At 74.5% G+C, this 18,157-nt stretch carries 16 protein-coding genes; 4 read left to right on the top strand and 12 right to left on the bottom strand.

What is annotated here, in order from left to right; all coding sequences use genetic code 11:
• Positions 1–310: 310 nt before the first annotated feature.
• The 6 genes from LCE31_RS21075 to LCE31_RS21100 form a co-directional block, all read right to left on the bottom strand.
• The gene (locus LCE31_RS21075) at positions 311–1,063 is read right to left on the bottom strand and encodes an endonuclease/exonuclease/phosphatase family protein (protein ID WP_225016428.1); all 753 of its coding nucleotides are present in this window, start codon (positions 1,061–1,063) and stop codon (positions 311–313) included.
• Positions 1,064–1,155: 92 nt separating this feature from the next.
• Positions 1,156–2,097 (bottom strand): ROK family glucokinase, encoded by a 942-nt coding sequence (locus LCE31_RS21080; RefSeq protein WP_225016431.1) that lies wholly within the window; start codon positions 2,095–2,097, stop codon positions 1,156–1,158.
• A gap of 65 nt (positions 2,098–2,162) precedes the next feature.
• Positions 2,163–2,687, bottom strand: a complete 525-nt coding sequence (locus LCE31_RS21085; RefSeq protein WP_225016433.1) for a DUF5304 domain-containing protein — start codon at positions 2,685–2,687, stop codon at positions 2,163–2,165.
• A gap of 86 nt (positions 2,688–2,773) precedes the next feature.
• The gene (locus LCE31_RS21090; protein ID WP_225016435.1) at positions 2,774–4,000 is read right to left on the bottom strand and encodes an ArsA family ATPase; all 1,227 of its coding nucleotides are present in this window, start codon (positions 3,998–4,000) and stop codon (positions 2,774–2,776) included.
• Between the two features lie 5 nt (positions 4,001–4,005).
• Positions 4,006–4,467, bottom strand: coding sequence for an SRPBCC family protein (locus LCE31_RS21095; protein WP_225016436.1), 462 nt, complete (start codon positions 4,465–4,467; stop codon positions 4,006–4,008).
• 124 nt (positions 4,468–4,591) lie between these two features.
• Entirely contained in the window at positions 4,592–5,347 is a 756-nt protein-coding gene (locus LCE31_RS21100; protein WP_308042285.1) for a metallophosphoesterase family protein, read from the bottom strand.
• 259 nt (positions 5,348–5,606) lie between these two features.
• Here LCE31_RS21100 and LCE31_RS21105 point away from each other — a divergent pair, with 259 nt between their 5' ends.
• On the top strand, positions 5,607–7,403 hold the full coding sequence (locus LCE31_RS21105; RefSeq protein ID WP_225016440.1) for an AMP-dependent synthetase/ligase: 1,797 nt from the start codon (positions 5,607–5,609) through the stop codon (positions 7,401–7,403).
• 97 nt (positions 7,404–7,500) lie between these two features.
• Here LCE31_RS21105 and LCE31_RS21110 read toward each other — a convergent pair whose 3' ends face one another.
• Positions 7,501–8,637: a glycosyltransferase family 4 protein gene (locus tag LCE31_RS21110; protein WP_225016443.1), complete on the bottom strand. Its 1,137-nt coding sequence runs from the start codon at positions 8,635–8,637 to the stop codon at positions 7,501–7,503.
• A gap of 139 nt (positions 8,638–8,776) precedes the next feature.
• Here LCE31_RS21110 and LCE31_RS21115 point away from each other — a divergent pair, with 139 nt between their 5' ends.
• The gene (locus LCE31_RS21115) at positions 8,777–10,126 is read left to right on the top strand and encodes a glycosyltransferase 87 family protein (RefSeq protein WP_225016444.1); all 1,350 of its coding nucleotides are present in this window, start codon (positions 8,777–8,779) and stop codon (positions 10,124–10,126) included.
• Here the strand turns inward: LCE31_RS21115 and LCE31_RS21120 are convergent.
• From LCE31_RS21120 to LCE31_RS21135, 4 genes are all read right to left on the bottom strand, one after another.
• Positions 10,083–11,279 (bottom strand): nuclear transport factor 2 family protein, encoded by a 1,197-nt coding sequence (locus LCE31_RS21120; RefSeq protein WP_374118514.1) that lies wholly within the window; start codon positions 11,277–11,279, stop codon positions 10,083–10,085. The genes LCE31_RS21115 and LCE31_RS21120 overlap by 44 nt on opposite strands.
• A gap of 266 nt (positions 11,280–11,545) precedes the next feature.
• A complete protein-coding gene (locus LCE31_RS21125) occupies positions 11,546–12,595 on the bottom strand; it encodes a C40 family peptidase (RefSeq protein ID WP_225016446.1) in 1,050 nt (349 codons plus the stop codon).
• 290 nt (positions 12,596–12,885) lie between these two features.
• Positions 12,886–13,911 carry a C40 family peptidase gene (locus tag LCE31_RS21130; RefSeq protein ID WP_225016447.1) on the bottom strand — a complete coding sequence of 342 codons (1,026 nt, stop codon included), beginning with the start codon at positions 13,909–13,911 and terminating at the stop codon, positions 12,886–12,888.
• A 338-nt stretch (positions 13,912–14,249) separates the two neighbouring features.
• The gene (locus LCE31_RS21135; protein WP_225016448.1) at positions 14,250–15,632 is read right to left on the bottom strand and encodes an NYN domain-containing protein; all 1,383 of its coding nucleotides are present in this window, start codon (positions 15,630–15,632) and stop codon (positions 14,250–14,252) included.
• A gap of 165 nt (positions 15,633–15,797) precedes the next feature.
• Here LCE31_RS21135 and LCE31_RS21140 point away from each other — a divergent pair, with 165 nt between their 5' ends.
• On the top strand, positions 15,798–16,541 hold the full coding sequence (locus tag LCE31_RS21140) for a rhomboid family intramembrane serine protease (RefSeq protein WP_374118513.1): 744 nt from the start codon (positions 15,798–15,800) through the stop codon (positions 16,539–16,541).
• On the top strand, positions 16,538–16,819 hold the full coding sequence (locus LCE31_RS21145; protein ID WP_225016451.1) for an Lrp/AsnC family transcriptional regulator: 282 nt from the start codon (positions 16,538–16,540) through the stop codon (positions 16,817–16,819). Before LCE31_RS21140 ends, LCE31_RS21145 begins: the two co-directional genes overlap by 4 nt.
• An 87-nt stretch (positions 16,820–16,906) precedes the next feature.
• On the opposite strand, the gene LCE31_RS21150 is transcribed toward LCE31_RS21145, so the two are convergent.
• A partial coding sequence (locus LCE31_RS21150; protein ID WP_225016453.1) for an aminotransferase class V-fold PLP-dependent enzyme occupies positions 16,907–18,157 on the bottom strand: 1,251 nt, incomplete at its 5' end.

Genomic DNA, 18,157 nt, shown 5'->3' on the forward strand with positions numbered 1-18,157 from the left:
GCCCGTACTCGGGGCGTTCGCGCCGCGCGGCGGCCCGCCGCTCCAGCTCGTCCAGGGACCGGCCGCCCGGGGTACCGCCCGGGGGGGGGCCGGGGGCGGGGGGCCCGGGGGCGGGGGGGGGGCGCGCCCCCTCGGCAGCACGACGGTCCGGGCGCGCCCGTCGGCCGTCCAGGGCACGTGGGACACGTGGGGCCGCAAGGCACGTGGGGCGCGTGAGGCGCCCCAACTCCCCTGCGCAACAGCCGGCTTCCGGAAGCGCGGAAGCACCGCGTCGCCGCCCCGCGGCCCCTGCCGGGCCGCCCCGCCGCCGTTACGGTGCCGGGACCCGCAGCGTCGCGAGGACCGGGAGGTGGTCACTCGCCCCGCGCAGGTCGGACGCCGCGAGGCCGGGCAGGCCCGCCGGTACGCCGCAGGTGAGGACCTCGATGCCGGGCGTCGCGAAGATCGCGTCGATCCGCTGCCGGGGCGTGCGCGCGCTGTGCGTGTGCTCGGCGCCCCACGGCGCCACCGCCCAGCCGTCCTGGAGCTGGTCCGACAGCAGGCGGAACGCCCGGCCCGACGAGCGCTCGTTGATGTCGCCCGCCGCGATCGCGTGCGGCGCGTCCAGCGCCTTCAGGCGGTCGAGGAGCATGCCCGCCTGTTCGAGCCGCTCCCCGGCCCGCAGGCTGAGGTGGCAGCTGACCACGCCGAGGCGCGCGCGCCCGAACCGTACGACCGCCGTGGCGAAGCCGCGCCGGTGCAGACCGGGGGTCAGCGGCAGCAGTACGTCCTCGGTGGAGTCCACCGTGGCGCGCAGCGAGCACAGCAGCAGCGGCCCGGCCGCGGGGGCGCCGCCGCCGAGGACCACCAGGTCCGTGGCGCGGGCCAGCCGTGACGCGTACTTGCGCCACCGGAAGAAGCGGGGAGCCTCCTGGACGCACACCAGGTCGGGCTCGCAGGCCCGGATCACACGCACCAGGGCCGAACGGTCGTCGCGCATCGAGCGGATGTTGTAACTGAGCACCCGGATCACGGCCGAACCGTCCGGCTCGGTACGGGAGTCGGGCAGCGGGGGCATTGCCATGCGCACACCCTACGGGAGCCCCGCGACGCGTCTGCCCGCCGTACCCCCCAGGTGGGCGGGGGTACGGCGGGCAGGTGCGCGAACCGGGACGATCAGCCCTGCCGGGCCAGGTCCGCCGCGCCGACCAGACCCGCGGCGCCCCCGAGCTGCGCCGCGAGGACCTGCGCGTGCGGGCGCCACTCGCCGCCGACGAGCCAGCGCCGGAACGACTTGCGGATCGGGTCGAGGACCAGTTCGCCCTCGTCCGACAGGCCCCCGCCGATGATGAACGCCGACGGGTCGAACAGCGACGCGAGATCCGCGAGGCCCGCGCCGGCCCACCGGGCGAGCTCGCGGAACGAGTCGACCGCGACCGGGTCGCCCCGTCGGGCGGCCTCGCTGACGTGCCTGCCCTGGACTCCCTCGGGGGTGCCGTCCCCGAGCGCGAGCAGCACCTCCGCGTTCTCCGGCTGGGCGTTGGCGCGCTGGCGCGCGTACCGTACGAGCGCGCTGCCGGACGCGTACTGCTCCCAGCAGCCCTGGCTGCCGCAGCCGCAGAGCAGGCCGTCAGGCACGACCCGGATGTGACCGAACTCGGCGGCGACGCCGAACCGTCCGCGGCGCAGCTTGTTACCGATGATCACACCGCCGCCGAGGCCGGTGCCGAGGGTGATGCAGATGACGTCGTCGTGCCCCTGGCCCGCACCGAACTTGTACTCGCCCCAGGCCGCGGCGTTCGCGTCGTTCTCGACGACCACGGGCAGGCCGACCCGCTGTTCGACCTTGTCCTTGAGCGGTTCGTGGCGCCAGTTGATGTTGGGTGCGAACAGGACCGTGGCGCGCTTGTCGTCCACGTAACCGGCGGCGCCGATGCCGACGGCCTCGATCTGGTGCCCCTTACCGGCCCCGGAGACGGCTGCGCAGATCGCGTCGACGATGCCTTCCGCGGTGTCCGGGGTGGGCACCTTGTGCACATCGCGAATGGCGCCCTCTTCGTCGACCACGCCGGCCGCGATCTTCGTACCGCCGATGTCGACGCCGATGGTGAGTCCCATGTGTCCCTCAGTTTTCGGTCGTGCCCCGCTGGGCTCAACGGTACCCGAGGGTGGGCTCGCCCCCGTCAGTCCAGGTCGATGTGACCGTCGGGACCGGGGGGTTCGTCCCGCGGGTCGGACGGGTCGAGCGACTGCCGGGAGTCCTTGGGGTCGAGCGTCCCTCCGCCGGCGTCACCGTCCGCGTCGCGCGCGCCCTCCTTGCCCGGGGCCTTCCCGTCGGCGGGGGCGCGCGTCCAGCGGCCCTCTTGGTCCTCGACGGCGGCGCGGTAGGCGGCGAGCAGTTCGCCGCCCGCGGCGGCGAGGTGGTCGAAGACGCCGGGGTTGCGCTGGATCACCGGTTCGACGACGGCCTTCGCCTGGTCCAGGAACTGCTGGACGGCGCCCTGCGCGGCCATCCCGAACAGCGGGTTGCCCGCGGACGAGAGCCTGCCCGCGACCGCGTCGGCGAACTTGCGCAGCTCATCGGCGGCCGACGCGGGCGGCGGCCCGTACACGGCGCGGCGCCGCGCCTTCTCCGCCGCCAGGTCCTCCCCGCACGCCGTCGCCCAGGCATCCGGGTCCGCGTCGGGCCGCTCGCTCGTGTCGCTCATGGGTACTCCCGCGTCCGGCAAGGGCTCCCGCCGCCCCGCGGCGGAAGATGTACACCTTCGACGGTACCCGAACGCGCGGGCGTGGTTCAGGCTCCCGCGGTGCCGTCCTTCGGCCACAGCCCGGGGTCGGGGGCGAAGCGGACCCGCAGGACGCCCTCGGTGAGGGCGGCCCCCGCGACGGTGCAGCGGCGAAGCGCCGAGGACAGCGGCACGATCCGGCGGAACGGGCCGACGGTCAGGAGCAGTTCGTGCTCCCTGCGGACGAGGCTGAGCTCGCCCTTGACCGCTCCCGGCAGGGGCAGGCACCACACGAGGAGCCCGTCGGTGGCGCGCAGGTCCTCCACCCACCAGGGGTCGTCGGCCCGGGTGCCCGGCTCTCCGGCGACGGCGCCCTCGCCGGGGGCCGGCACGTCGAACTCCGCCAGGTCGCCGGGGCCGCGCGGTTCGCGGCCCAGGTGGGGCAGCTCGTGGACGGCGGGCCAGGCACCGGGGTCGCCGCGCCAGGCGTCGATGCTGTCCCGCTGGCGCGCGGTCGCAGCCGTGAGCCAGGGGTGCCCGTCAGCGGGCGGCAGCACCTTGGCTGCGATCAGCGCGTCGGCGCGCAGTCCGTGCAGGGCGAGCCCGGTGCGCGCGGTGCGCAGCGCCTCCTCGGCGGCGGGGCCCGGTTCCACGACGAGGCGGACCGAGGTGGCCGCGTCCTCGATCAGCAGCTGCGCGGCGGCGAGTTCGGTGTCCTTGCGGGCGGCCGCCTCGTACAGCCACGGGGCCGGCAGGGGGACTCCGGCGAGCTGCGCCATGACCGGGCGCAGGGCGCGGGCGGCCTGCCGCTCCCGGGGCAGCAGCCGGCGCAGGTAGCGGCGGAGCTCCCCGGGGAGGCTGAGCGCGGCGAGGGCGTCGGGCAGCGGCGGCAGGTCGACGACGAGCGCGTCCCAGTCGCCGGAGCCGGCCACGCGCAGCGCGTGCAGCAGCGCGAAGCGGTCGCTGCCGGGCAGTTCGGTGAGTTCCTCGCCGCGCAGCCGGGGAGCGCCGAGCAGGTCGAGCGCGGGCGCGATCCGCTCCTGGAGGGCGAGGAGTTCCGTGCGGAAGTGGTCCGCCGAGTCGATCCTCGCGGCCCACAGGCCGTCCAGGACGCGGGCGGGCTCGGCGGCGCCGGGCCCCGGGGCCGCGCCGAGGAGCACTCCGGCGGCCGGGGCGTCCGCGGTGAGCAGCAGGGTGCGGTCACCGCGGCGGGTGGCCGCGAGGGCGGTGGCCGCCGCGACGGTCGTACGGCCCGCGCCGCCGAGGCCGGTGACGAGGACCGTACGGGGGGCCACGGCGCTCAGGCCTCCGCGCCGCCGGCCGTGCCGGTCGACTCGACGCGCTTCTTCAGGCCGGCCAGGGCGCGGTCGATGATGACCTTCTCGGCCTTGCGCTTGATCATGCCGAGCAGCGGGATCTTGACGTCCACGGCGAGCTGGTAGGTGACCTCGGTGCGCGCGCCGCCGTCGACGGGGGCGAGCCGGTAGGAGCCGTCCAGGGAGCGCAGCATCTGGGACTTGACGAGGGTCCAGTCGACCTCGTCCTTCGTCCAGGTGTAGGCGAGGGTGTGGTCGTCCTTGATGGCGCCCGCGTCGAGGACGAGGCGGACCTGCTCGGCCCGCCCGTCGGCGCCGGTGGAGAGCACCTCGGCCTCTTTCACCTCTCCGGTCCACTCCGGATAGCGGGCGAAGTCGGCGATCACCGCCATGACGGCGGCGGGTGCCGCCTCGATCGTGATGCTCGAAATCGTGTGTTCCGCCATCGCGGTGCTCCTCGCAGACTGGGTACGCCGCGTGCAGGCTATCGCGGCGGCCTGCGGACTCCCTCCGCGGTCCACCGCCCTACCGGCCGGCGCGCGGCAGCGGGCGGGCTCGCGCACCGGCTCGTCACCACTCCAGCGCCCAGGGGCGGCTCGTCGAGGCGAAGTGGCCGACGTTCACGCACTCCGTCGCGCCGATCCGCATCCGGGAGGCGAGCGGCTGATGGACGTGCCCGAACAGGGCGTACCGGGGTTTCGTGCGGTGGATGGCGTCGAGCAGGGCGCCGCTGCCGCGTTCGAAGCGCCGGGCGACGACGTCGTACGTCAGGTCCGGTACGTCCGGCGGGATGTGCGAGCACAGGACGTCGACCTCGCCGACCGCCTCGACCTTGGCGGCGTACTCCTCGTCGGAGATCTCGTAGGGGGTGCGCATGGGGGTGCGCAGGCCGCCGCCGACGAATCCGAAGACCCGGCCGCCGATCTCGACGCGTTCGCCGTCGAGCACGGTGGTGCCCGGGCCCGCGTACTCGGCCCAGAGGGTCGGCATGTCGACATTGCCGTAGGTGGCGTACGTGGGGTCCGGCATGGCGCCGAAGAGGTCCGCGTACTGGCGGCGCACGGCCTCCTCGATCGCGGCGGCGGGCGTCGTGGCGAGCCCCGACCACAGCCCGGCGCCGAACTCGCGGGCCTCGTCGAAGCGGCGGGCGGTGCGCAGTTCGACGAGCCGGTCGGCGTTCTCCGCGCCGAACAGATCGGGGAAGATGCCGCGCGAATGGTCCGCGTAGTCGAGGAACATGACGAGGTCGCCGAGGCAGATCAGGGCGTCGGCGCCGTCTCCCGCCTTGGCGAGCCCCGCCGCGTTGCCATGGACGTCACTCACCACATGAACCCTCGTCACAGGTCACCTCACCGCGTTCGTCCGGTCGCCCGCCGCCGCCCCGGGCCATGGCGATCACCCGGGAGCCGCGCCTTGCACTACTGTGCACCGAGAGTCGCAGAAAACCGTATGACGCGGGAAACATCTGGCCAGGGCACCGGTCCGCACGTCTGTACCGATGGGTAGCGTCTCCGGGCGGTCCGTGCGCCACCGCAGCCGAGGCGCGTGGACGAACCGCTCCGGCGCCCGATGAGGAGCAGCAGTCTTGCGCGAGTTCAGTCTTCCGGCCCTGTACGAAGTCCCGTCGGACGGCACTCTGACGGATCTCGTCCGCCGCAATGCCGCGCAGCACCCCGACACCGCCCTGTTCGGCCGGAAGGCCGGCGGTGTCTGGACGGACGTGACGGCGCGGGAGTTTTACGACGACGTCCGCGCCGCGGCCAAGGGCCTGATCGCGGCGGGCATCGAACCGGGCGACCGGGTCGCCGTGCTGTCCCGTACGCGCTACGAGTGGGTCCGGCTGGACTTCGCGATCTGGAGCGTCGGCGCCGTCACCGTGCCGGTGTACGACACCAGCTCAGCGGAGCAGGTGCGGTGGGCCCTGGGCGATTCGGGCGCGGTCGCCGCCGTCGTCGAGACCAAGGACCACGCGACGGCGGTGGAGTCGGTACGGACGCGGCTGCCGGAGCTGCGCGAGGTGTGGTGCCTGGACGCGGGCGGCCTCGACGCACTGGTCGCGGCGGGCGCCGAGGTGAGCGACGAGGCGGTGGACGAGCGGTCCGCGACCGGCAAGGCCGACGACCCGGCGACGATCGTCTACACGTCGGGGACCACGGGCAGGCCCAAGGGCTGCGTCCTGACGCACCGCAGCTTCTTCGCCGAGTGCGGCAACATCGTGGAACGGCTCAAGCCGCTCTTCCGCACGGGGGACTCCTCCCTGCTGCTGTTCCTGCCCGCCGCCCACGTCTTCGGCCGGATCGTCCAGCTCGCCTGTGTGATGGCGCCGGTCAAGCTGGGGTGCCTGGAGGACACGAAGAACCTGGCGGAGGAGCTCGCGGCGTTCCGTCCGACGCTGATCCTCGGGGTGCCGCGGGTCTTCGAGAAGGTCTACAACGCGGCCCGGATGAAGGCGTACGAGGAGAAGAAGGGCGCGATCTTCGACCGGGCCGCGCACACCGCCGTCGCGTACAGCCACGCCCTGGACACCGCGGGTGGCCCGTCGCTGAGCCTGCGCCTGCGCCACCGCCTCTTCGACCGGCTCGTCTACTCCAGGCTGCGGGCGGTGCTCGGCGGGCGCGGCGAGTACGCGATCTCCGGCGGGGCGCCGCTGGGCGAGCGGCTCGGCCACTTCTTCCGCGGCATCGGCTTCACCGTGCTGGAGGGCTACGGCCTGACGGAGTCGTGCGGGGCGACGACGTTCAACCCCTGGGACCGGCAGAAGATCGGCACGGTCGGGCAGCCGCTGCCCGGCTCCGTCGTGCGGATCGACGACGGCGGCGAGGTGCTGCTGCACGGGGAGCACCTGTTCACCGGGTACTGGAACAACCCCGAGGCGAGCGCGGAGGCCCTGGCGGACGGCTGGTTCCGCACGGGCGACCTCGGCTCGCTCGACGGCGACGGCTATCTGACGATCACGGGACGGAAGAAGGAGATCCTGGTCACGGCGGGCGGCAAGAACGTGGCGCCCGCGATCATGGAGGACCGGATCAGGGCGCACGCGCTGGTCGCCGAGTGCATGGTGGTGGGCGACGGCAGACCGTTCGTCGGCGCGCTGATCACCCTCGACGAGGAGTTCCTGGCCCGCTGGGCACGGGAGCACGGACGGCCCGCGGACACGACGGTGGCGACGCTGCGTCTCGACCCGGAGCTGCTCGCGGAGATCCAGCGGGCCGTGGACGAGGGCAACACCCAGGTGTCGAAGGCGGAGTCGGTACGGAAGTTCCGGGTCCTGACGCGCCAGTTCACCGAGGAGGACGGGCACTTGACGCCGTCGCTGAAGCTGAAGCGCAATGTGGTGACGCAGGACTTCGCCGAGGACATCGAGGCCCTGTACACGACATGAGGCCCGGGGCGTCCGAGGACACCGCGGCGACGGGCGGGCCGTCGCGGGGAGCCGGCCGCGGGAGCGCCCCGGTCGCGCGGCCCGCGACGGGCGGGCGCTACAGCAACTCCCGCAGCCGCTGCGCCAGAAGGTCCCAGCGCCAGCGCTCCTCGACCCAGTCCCTGCCGCGCTCCCCCATCCGCCGCCGCAGGTCCGGGTCGGCGAGCAGGCGGACGATCCTGGCGGCGGTCTCCTCCGTGTCGTGCACGACCCAGCCCGTCTCGCCGTCGAGCACCGCGTCCGGCGCGCCCCCCGAGTCGCCCGCCCCCACGGGCAGGCCCGTGGCGGACGCCTCCAGGTAGACGATGCCGAGCCCCTCGACGTCCAGTCCGCCCCTGCGGGTGCGGCAGGGCATCGCGAAGACGTCGCCCGCGCCGAAGTGGGCGGGCAGCTCCGCCCAGGGCACGGCGCCGGTGAACCGGACGGAGGCCGCGGCGGAGGACCGCGCGGCCCGCTCGCGCAGGGACTTCTCGTACGGGCCGCCGCCGACGATCAGCAGCACGGCGTCCGGCACGGCCGAAAGGATCGCCGGCATCGCGTCGATCAGCGTGTCCTGGCCCTTGCGCGGGACGAGCCGGGACACGCACACCGCCACAGGCCGCCCGCTGAGCCCGAGCCGTTCCCGCACCGCGGCGCCGCCCGAGTCCGGATGGAACGTCTTCTCGTCGACGCCCGGCGGCAGTTGCACCATCCGGTCGGCGGCGGCCGGGCGCAGCGCCGCCGCGATCCGCGAGCGGGTGTACTCGCCGAGGTAGGTGAGGGTGTCCGTGCCCTCGCCGATCCGCCGCAGCAGCTGCCGCGATCCGGGCAGCTGCGCCCAGGCCGCCTCGTGCCCGTGGGTCGTCGCGACGAGGCGCCGCGCGCCCGCCGCACGCAGCGCGGGCGCCATCAGGCCGAGGGGGGCCGCGGCACCGAACCACACGGCCTCACAGCCGTGCTCGCGCAGCAGCCCGACCGCGCGCCGCCGCACGCGGGGCGTCGGCAGCAGCATGGTCATGGGGTCGCGCACCACGGTGAAGGGCTGCTCCGCGTCGAAGGCCGCCGTCGCCGCCCGCCCCTCGGCGCTCCGCTTCCAGGTGGAGGCGTACACGACGAGGCGGTCCGGGTCGAGCCGCAGCGCCATGTTGTGCAGGAACGCCTGGATTCCGCCGGGCCTCGGCGGGAAGTCATTGGTCACGATCAGGGTCTTGCGCATCGCCGCAGACAGTACCGTCCCCGCTCCCCCGGTGCCCGGTGGCGGCCGTGTCCGATGGCCGTGGCGGCGCGCCGCCAGGCATCATGGCCCCGCGCACGCGTACTCGACCGTGCGTACGGACGGTACGACGGGACGGTCAATGGCGGGCGCGTACGGCCAGACGGTACGGGGCACGGGCGGCGCGATCGCCCTCTGGGTGCTCACCAGAGCGGTGCTGCTCCTGCTGGTGTTCAAGGTGGCGTGGTTCCCGCACCTGCCGGGTCCCGACGTGACGAGCGACGTGTCGGGGATCTACCACGGCTGGTTCGACGTCCTGCGCACCGGCACGTACCCGATGTCCGATGTGACCTGGCAGTATCCGCCCGCCGCCGCGTTCGCGATCCTGGCCCCCGGCCTGCTGCCGTTCCTCGGCTACGCCTCCGCCTTCTACGTACTGGCCTGCGTCTTCGACGCGGTCGGCTTCGGCCTGCTGCTGCGGGCCGGCTCCCGCTCCGGCCGCTCCCTGCGCGGCGCCTGGGTGTGGGTGGCGGGCATCGCGCTGCTCGGCCCGACCGCGTACGCGCGCTACGACGTGATGGTGACGGCGGTCGCGGTGGCGGCGCTGCTCGCGGGGGTCGCAGGCCGGAGCTCGGGGGGCCGCAGGCGCGCGGGCGGCGGGCGCGGGCGGCCACGCCTGATGGGCGCCCTGACGGGGCTCGGCGCACTGCTGAAGGTGTGGCCCGTGCTGCTGCTCCTCGGCACGCCGCGTGGCCGCTGGACCCGCCTGTCGTGGGGCTCGGCGGTGCTGGCGGGCGCGGCGGTGGTGCTGGTGTGCGCGCTGTACGGTCCCGGCGGCTTCGCGTTCCTGACCTTCCAGCGAGACCGGGGCACCGAGGTGGAGTCGCTCGGGTCGCTGGTGTTCCACATCGCCCGGCACTTCGGCTGGCAGGGCCAGGTGCTGCTGAACTACGGGTCGGTCGAGTTCGTCGGCCCGTACGTGCAGGCCGTCTCGGACGCCGCGATGGGGCTGTCGGCGCTCGGGTTCTGCTGGCTGCTGTGGTGGCGGCTGAAGGCGCGGGTGTTCACGGCGGCGACCCTGTGCGATGCGGCGTTCGTCGCGGTGCTGGTGTTCACGACGACGAGCCGGGTGATCAGCCCCCAGTACATGCTGTGGCTGGTGGGGCTCGCGGCCGTGTGCATGGTGGTGCGGGAGAGCGTGATGGGGCTGCCTGCGGCGTTCGTGCTGCTGGCGACGGCCGTGACCCTGCTGGAGTTCCCCGGCGGTTTCGGGCACGTGGTGGGCAGCGACACCCAGGGGATCACGCTGATCGTGCTGCGCAACGGTCTGCTGGTGGCCGCGACCCTCACCGGCGGCCGGCTGCTGTGGAAGAGCACGGTGAGCGCGCCGCCGCCGCACACGGCGGGCGCCTCTGCGGGCGGGGACGCCCCGGCCGGCGAGGGCTCCGTCAGCCCAGACGCCGCTTCAGATACGTCTGCCACAGCCGGGTGAAGGCGCCGGGCGTGGTCGACAGGACGTCGTGCAGCGCGTCCGCGACCGCGCCGGAGCGCCCGTCGTGGGCGCCGACCTCGCGGTAGAACGCGGCGAGCCGCCGCGCTCCCCAGGTGTCCGCGACGAGTTCGCACGCGAGCCAGCCCTCCTCGTACGCCCTGGCGAGCGCGGACTGCTCGGCGCTGAAGGCGAAGTTTCGGTCGGCGGGGAGCGCGTGGGGCGGACCGTCCGCGTGCAGCTCGGCCCGCAGTTCGGGGGCGAGCGTGGCCGCGGAGCGCCCCGAGCCGCGGTAGGCGGACCAGTCGGCGAACCCCTCGGACAGCCAGGTGGGGGTGGCCGCGGAGGTGGCCCCGCGGGTCGCCACATGGGTGATCTCGTGGGTGAGGACGACCCGTTGGCCGAAGTCGCTGAGCGTCCCGTACGCGTCGGGGTTGACGATGATCCGGTCGGGGGGCGCCGCGCCCGCGCCGCCCGTCTCCCCTGTGGTGACGGCGGCGATGTCGCGGTACGTGGCCGCGGACCGGCCGAGCAGCGCCGCCATGGCGTCCAGCGACGCCGGTACGTAGACGACGACGCGGCGCGCCCAGGAGCCGGGCCAGGCCCTGCTGACCTCGGGTACCGCGCGGTCGGCCACGGCGGCGACGGCCCGCAGCCGCGCCGGGTCCTGCCCGACTCCGAGGACCAGGCTCCGAGCGCCCTTCACGGCCTCCACCGGGCCCTGCTGCCACAGCTGCTGGGCGCCGCCGTCGCCCGGCCGGTCCAGCGTCACGTACCAGCGCCCGCTCCTGCGCACGAACTGGAGGAAGCGCGGAGTGGACACCGGAGCCGTGTCGTAGCCGGCGAGGCGGTAGCGCAGCCGGGCGCGGACGGTGGCGGTGTCGCCCGTCGTGGCGACGTCGGTCACCTCGTACTGCCAGGAGCGCAGCGGTACGGCCGCGAGGTCCGCGAACTCGGTGCTCCCGGTGGCCCGCAGGGCTGTGGCACGGGGGTCGAAGGACGCGAGGTAGGCCGCCCGGTCCCGGTGCAGTACGGCGGCCGCGCGCCGGTCGAGGACCTGCCGCAGCTGTCGGGCCGCGGTGCCGGGCGCGGCGGGCCGCGCGGCCGGCGCGCAGGCGGCGGCGCAGAGGCAGCCGCACAGGCAGAGGCTGATCAGCGCGAGCAGGCGCCGGGCCGCCGCCGGGCCGCCGTCCCCCGCGCCCCCCCCGGCGCCGGGGGGGGGGGGGGGGGGGGCCCCCCCCCCCCACGGCGGGGCCCCCCCCCGCCCCGGCCGCCCCCCCCGGCCGCCCCCCCCCCCCGGGCGCGGGCCCCCCCCGGGGCCGCCCTCCACGGCGCCGCGCCGTGCGCCGTGGGTGGGGTACGGGTCTGCCACGCCCCCGATCGTAGGGGCCGCCCGCGGCCCGTACGGCCGCACCGGCCGGTTCAGACGCGCGTGACGGAGGAGATGGGGAGCATGCCGACGGGGTCGTAGCGCACCGAGGCGCCGGGGTAGGGGGCGTGGATGACCTGGCCGTGGCCCACGTACATGGCGATGTGGCTGGCGTCCGCGCGGTAGGCGACGAGGTCGCCGGGGCGCGCCTTGGAGAGGGGAATGCGCCGGCCCGCGTACCGCTGGGCCTGGGAGGTGCGGGGCAGGGAGACGCCCGCGCGGGCGTAGGCCCACTGCATGAGCCCGGAGCAGTCGAAGCCGCCGGGGCCGTTCGCGCCCCACACGTACGGGCGGCCCAGCGCGCCGCGCGCCGCGGCGACGGCTTCCGCGGCCCGTGCGGACGCGGGGCCCTCGCCGCCGGTGAGGAGCGCCAGGACGTCGCGGCCCGCGCCCCGGGAGGCGTGGCCGAAGGGGTCGCGGTCGGCGGGGGGCAGGGTGCTCAGCAGGCGCTGGGCGCGGGCGAGCCTCGCCTGGACGGTGTGTTTGCGCCGGGCCGCCGAGGCGCGTGCGGACCGGAGGTCGGCGAGGTCGCGCGCGGCGACGGCGCGCCGTGTCTCCAGCCCGCGCTGGGCCTCCTGGAGGCGGTGCAGCGCGCCGGCCTCCTGGTCGCCGACGCGCTGGAGCAGGGAGGCGCGTTCGAGGTAGGTGTCGGGGTCGGAGGTCAGCAGCAGCGCGAGCGCCGGGTCGATGCCGCCCGATCTGTACTGGGCGCCGACGACCGAACCGAGCACGCCCCGCATGGTGTTGAGGCGTTCCTGGCTCCGGGCCGTGTCGTCCTGCGCACTGCGGACGCGGGCGGCGAGCTCGGTGACGCGGGCGGTGGCCGCGTCGTACTGCTCGGTCGCGTGCTCGGCCTGCTCGTACAGGGCGTCGACGGTGGCGCTCGCGGCGTGGCTGGTCCCTGGCGTGTCCCGGGGCTCGGCGCCCGCGGGCGGGGCGGTGAGTGCGGCGACGCCGGCCGCGGCGGCCGAGAGGACGACGACCGCGCCGCCGCCGGCCCGTCGGCCGGAACCTGACACCGGTGAACGGCGATGGGACACCACAGGAGCCGCACTCCCTTCCGCTGTACGCACGCGGTGCGCGCTCGTCGCGGCACCTGCCGCGCGGAAGCAGACAGTAGCCGGACGATCACGGGGCGGCCAACGACCGCCTCGCGGAAAGCGCGAACGCCCCGCGGGAGACCTGGAGGTCACCTACGGGGCGTGGCGTCAACGGGGCGCCTCTCGACTTCGCCCTTTCGGGCGGTGTCAGTGGGGCGGGCCGTATCTGACTGGTGTGGATGCCCGGCCGGGGCGGTGGCTGATGTCACGTCAGCCGACGGACGGTGTCCGCGTCAGCCGACGCGGACGCCGTAGTCGAACGTCATGTCGGAGACGGCCTCGTACTTGACGACCGTGCCCGTGTGCGGCGCGTGCAGCACCTGCCCGTTGCCCGCCCACATACCGACGTGGCTGCCGCCGTCCATGATCACGAGGTCGCCGATCTGGAGCTGGCTCATGCTGAGGTGGGGGCCGACCGTGCCCTGCGCCTCCGAGGTGCGGGGCAGCGAGACGCCGGCGTGCGCGTACGACCACATCATCAGGCCGGAGCAGTCGAAGGAGTTGGGGCCGGTGGCGCCGTAGACGTACGGCTTCCCGAGTCTGGTCTGCGCGGCCTGGAAGGCCACGGCGGCGCGCTGCGACGCGGGCACTCCCTTGCCGAGGGAGACGCGGGAGCTGGAGCGGTCGGCCGCCTGCTGATCGGCCTCCGCCATCTGCTGCTTCTGCTGCGCGGTCAGGGTGTTGAGGAGCTTGTTCGCCTCGGCGAGCTTGCCCTGGACTTCCTTCTTCTTCTCGCCGAGTTCCTTGCGGGCCGACCCGAGGTCCTTCATCTTGGCCTGGGCCTCTTCGCGCTCCTGCGCGAGTTCCCGCTGCTTGGACTGGATCTCCCGGAGCTGGTCGGCCTGCTTGGCGCTGACCTGGTCCATGGTGGACGCCTTGTCCAGGTACGAGTCCGGGTTCGCGGAGAGGAAGAGCTGGACGGACGGGTCGATGCCGCCGGTGCGGTACTGGGCGGTGGCCATCGCGCCGAGCGCGTCGCGCATGGTGTTGAGCTCGTCCTGGCCGCGCGCGACCCTGTCCTGGAGGTTGTCGACGTCCTTCTGGAGCTTCGACTCCTGGTCCTTCGCACCGTCGTACTTGTCCGTGGCCTTGTCGGCCTGCTTGTACAGGTCGTCGACCTTCGACTTGACGTCCTTCACAGTCGGCTTCGGGTCCGCGTGCGCGGCCTGCGAGGTGAGGGCGACGGCGGCGGCTGCCGTGGCGGTGAGCACCGTTATGCGGGTGCGGTTCGGCTGCTTGGGACGACGGTGGGACGCCACGAAGGCGAGCTCCTTCTTCCTCAACCGCCTACCGGCCGCCCGGCCCCCCGGCCTCGTGCGGCGGGTGACCCGGTTCCGGCTCCGCGCAGCCCGCTCCACCATGCTGAGCTGAACCACGTGAATTCGGCGGCACCTTCGCTGTTCACCCCGGGTGGGCGATCAACCGCGCGAAGGTTCGACCTGACCTTAGTGACCGTCCTGTGATCAGTTCAAATCCCAGCGGCAAAAATCTTCGCCAGGAGGGCATAAAATTCGGACTTTGCACAGCCAGTAATGAGCAGTTGACTTTCCGCTGCGCTGCGTGGCCGTTCAATTCGGGCATTGTACGCAGGAGTTGCTCAGGAGCGCGAAAGCCGCTTCAGCAACAGAGCGGACGCCACGGGCCGCGCGCCGGCCGCCGCCACCCCGTCGGCGACCTCCCGGTCCGTCGAGACCACCACCACGGGCCGCCCCGACGGCTCCGCGCGCACCAGACGGCGGATCAGCTCGTCCGCCGTCACGCCCGGTTTGGAGAACAGCACCCGCACCCCGCGCGGCGGCGCGAGCAGTACGGGCGTGGCCAGCTCGGCCCCGTCGAAGACACACGTCACCTCGGCGCCGCTCTGCGCGGCGAGCAGCGAGAGGCCGCCGAGCAGCCGCAGCCGCTGCTTCTCCAGCGGCATCGTCGGATAGCCCGTCTTCGTCACGTTGTAGCCGTCGACCAGCAGATGCGTCTGCGGCAGCGCGAGCAGCTGGTCGAGCAGCGCGGGGTCCGTCGCGGACAGGGCGCGCGCCGCGACGTCCTTCGGCGACATCCGGCCCGGCTCCACCGCGTCCACCGTGTCGGCGGGCCGGCCTGACGCGGGCGGCAGCGCCAGCTCCCGCCGCAGCCCCTGCGCCGACTCCAGGACTGTGTCGAGCAGCAGCCGCAGCCGCATGTCCTCCACGGAGCGGCCCTCGCGCGAGGCGCGCCGTGCGGCCTCCACGGCGGATTCGGCCTCCGCGAGCCGCGACCTGACCCGGCGGGTCTCGCTCTCCGCCGCGGACACCTGCACCGCGGCCTCCGCCCGCGCGGCCTCCGCCTCGGCGGCCGACCTGCGCAGCGCGGCCTCCCCGCGCTTGACGTCGCTGAGCGCGCTGCGCAGCTTGCGGTGCAGCGACTCGCCCTCCTTGCGGGCCGCGGCCAGCTCCTCGCGCAGCCGCTCGGTCTCCGTGCGGGTCAGCGCCTTCGCCGCGTCGAGCTCCTCGCGCAGCCGCTCCAGCTCGCGCCGGGTCTCCTCGTCGGCCCGCTCCGCGTCGGCACGCTCGGCCTCCTCCCCCGCGGCCGTCACCAACTTCACCCATCCGGGCGGCCTCAGTACATACGCGGCCGCGGCCACGTCGACCGGGTCGGCGGCGGCGGGCGGCGTGCCGGAGGCCACGGCGGCGGCCAGCTCGGGCTGCGCCTCCGCGAACCGCTCGCCCCCCCGCTGCCGGAAGAGGGGGTCGCTCTCCAGGGCCGCGGCCATCGCGGTGCCGCCGAACCTGGCACGCCGCACCGGGGTGAACCGGGCGTACTGCCGCAGCTGGCTCGGCAGCTCGGCGACGGTCAGCCCGCCGAAGGCGTCGGAGACCAGCGCGACGACCTTCCGCCGTACCCCTTCGGGCAGCGGCCGGTCGAACGTCTCCGGCGCGTCACCGCCGGACCCGGCGGCCCCGTCGGCCGCGCCGGTCGGCTCAGCCCCGCCCGCGGGCTGCTCCACAATCCGTCACCCCACTACGTCATGCCCCTTGCGGGCGGTCCCTTGTGGACCGTCTCCCGGGCGTCCCGTGCCGCCGTGGCGGCGCGTCCGATCCCGTAACCCTACGGCCTCCACCCCCTCCGGAACCCGCGCATCCGGCGAGGCGGTCCGCCCCGGTCCGTCCCGGTGCGTCATGCTCTGTCCGTGATCAAAAGGCGGACGGCGAACGGCCCTGTGGTGACCTACGGCCTGATCGGCCTGTGCTGCCTGGCATTCCTGGTCAGTCCAGTGTCGGGCCTTGATCCCGTCTACGGGAAGGGTGAGGCGCTGCTGGCGGCGCAGAGCGCGTACTTCCAGCGCTGGGGGATCGTTCCCGACCAGCTGGTCACCGGTGCGCCGCACGCCCTCGTCACGCCGCTGACCGCGCTGTTCGTGCACGGGAACTGGCTGCACCTGCTCGGCAACATGCTGTTCCTCCACGTCTTCGGCACGATGGTGGAGGAGCGGATGGGGCGGGCGCACTTCGCCTTCTTCTACCTGGTCGCGGGGGCGCTCGCGATGTCCGCCTACGCCGTGGCCAACGCCGGCAGCGGCGAGACGCTGGTAGGCGCGTCGGGAGCGATCTCCGGGGTGCTCGGCGCCTTCCTCTTCCTCTTCCCGAAGGCGCGGGTCACCAGCCTCTTCCCGTTCCTCTTCTTCCTGCCGCTGCGCTTCCCCGCCTGGATCGTGCTGCTTTTCTGGTTCGCGCTCCAGTGGTTCGCGCAGCGGCCGGGGGGGGGGGGGGGGGGGGGGGGGGCGGGCCCCGAGGTCGCCTATCTGGCCCATCTGGTCGGGTTCTGCGGCGGGTTCCTCTACGCGGGAGTGCGCTACTGGCGGCCCGGTAGAGTGAGGGGCCAAGCCGGGGCCACCGAGGGAGAACGGCAGACGTGATCACCGCCATCGTGCTCATCAAGACCAGCGTGGACCGAATTCCCGAGATCGCCGAGTCGATCGCGGCGCTGGACAGCGTCAGTGAGGTGTTCTCGGTGACGGGTACGTACGACCTGATCGCGATGGTCCGGGTGGCGCAGCACGAGGATCTCGCGGATGTGATCCCCGGCCGGATCAGCAGGATCGAGGGCGTCGAGGCGACCGACACGCATGTCGCGTTCCGCACGTACTCCCAGCACGACCTGGAAGCGGCGTTCTCGATCGGCCTCGACGCCTGAACCCGCCGCCGGGCGCCGGGACCTCGGCCCCGCGCGCCGGGCCCGGGGCCTCGGCGCCCGGGTCCGACGGCCGCCCGGGCGCCTCGGTCAGGCGGCCAGCTCGCGGACGGCGGTGACGAACCGCTCCACGTGCTCCTCGGGCGTCCCCGCGCCGAAGCTGACCCGCACCGCGTTCAGCGGCCCCTCGCCGCACGCGGCGGCGTCGTCCGCGCCGGTCAGCAGGCGCACCAGCGGGTGGGCGCAGAACAGCCCGTCGCGCACGCCGATGCCGTACCTGTCGGAGAGCGCGGCGGCGAAGGCGGCGCTGTCGTACCCCTCCACGACGAAGGACAGCACGCCGACGCGGTGCGCGCCCTCACCGAACAGGCTGAGCACCCGCACGCGCGGCAGCTCGGCGAGCGCCGACGTCAGCCGGCCGAGCAGCGCCTGCTCCCGCGCGGCCAGGTTCTCGAACCCGGCCTCGGTCAGCGCGCGGCACGCGGAGGCGATGGCGTAGGCGCCGATCACATTGGGCGAACCGGCCTCGTGGCGGGAGTCGTCCGTGTTCCAGTCGACGCTCACCCCGCCGTCGCCGCTGCGCACGACCTGCCGGGTGGCGCCGCCGCCCGCGAGGTACGGGGCGGCCTCCCGCAGCCAGTCGGACCGGCCCGCCAGCACACCCGCCCCGAACGGCGCGTACAGCTTGTGCCCGGAGAACGCGACCCAGTCGACGTCCAGCGCGGCCAGGTCGACCGGCAGGTGCGGGACGAGCTGCGCGGCGTCCAGCACGATCCGCGCGCCGTGCCGGTGCGCGGCGGCGGCCAGCTCGGGCACCGGCCACAGCTCACCGGTCACATTGGACGCGCCGGTCACACAGACCAGGGCGGGACGCGCGGTGTCGCGCCCGGCGAGCGCCGCCTCCAGCGTGGCGACGGCGGCCACCGGTGTGCGGGGCGCGTCCAGGACGGTCACCCGGGCGGTGCGCTGCCAGGGCAGCAGGGCCGCGTGGTGCTCCGTCTCGAACACGAAGACCTCGCTGTCCGCGGGCAGCGACTGCGCCAGCAGGTTGAGCGAGTCGGTCGTGGACCGGGTGAAGACGACCCGGTCGTCGGGACGGCAGCCGAGGAACTCCGCGACGGTGCGGCGGCTCGCCTCGAAGAGGTCGGTGGACAGCCGCGAGAGGTAGCCGGCGCCGCGGTGGACGCTGCCGTAGTACGGCGCGTACGCGGCGACGTCGTCCCACACGCGCCGCAGGGCGGGGGCGCTCGCGGCGTAGTCGAGGGCGGCGTAGGGCACTTCGGTGCCGTCCGCGAGCGGCACGGCGACGTCGGTACCGAGGACGGGGAGGGGGGCCGGGGC

Source organism: Streptomyces sp. 8L (assembly GCF_020176795.1).
In the GTDB taxonomy this organism is placed as follows: Bacteria; Actinomycetota; Actinomycetes; order Streptomycetales; family Streptomycetaceae; genus Streptomyces.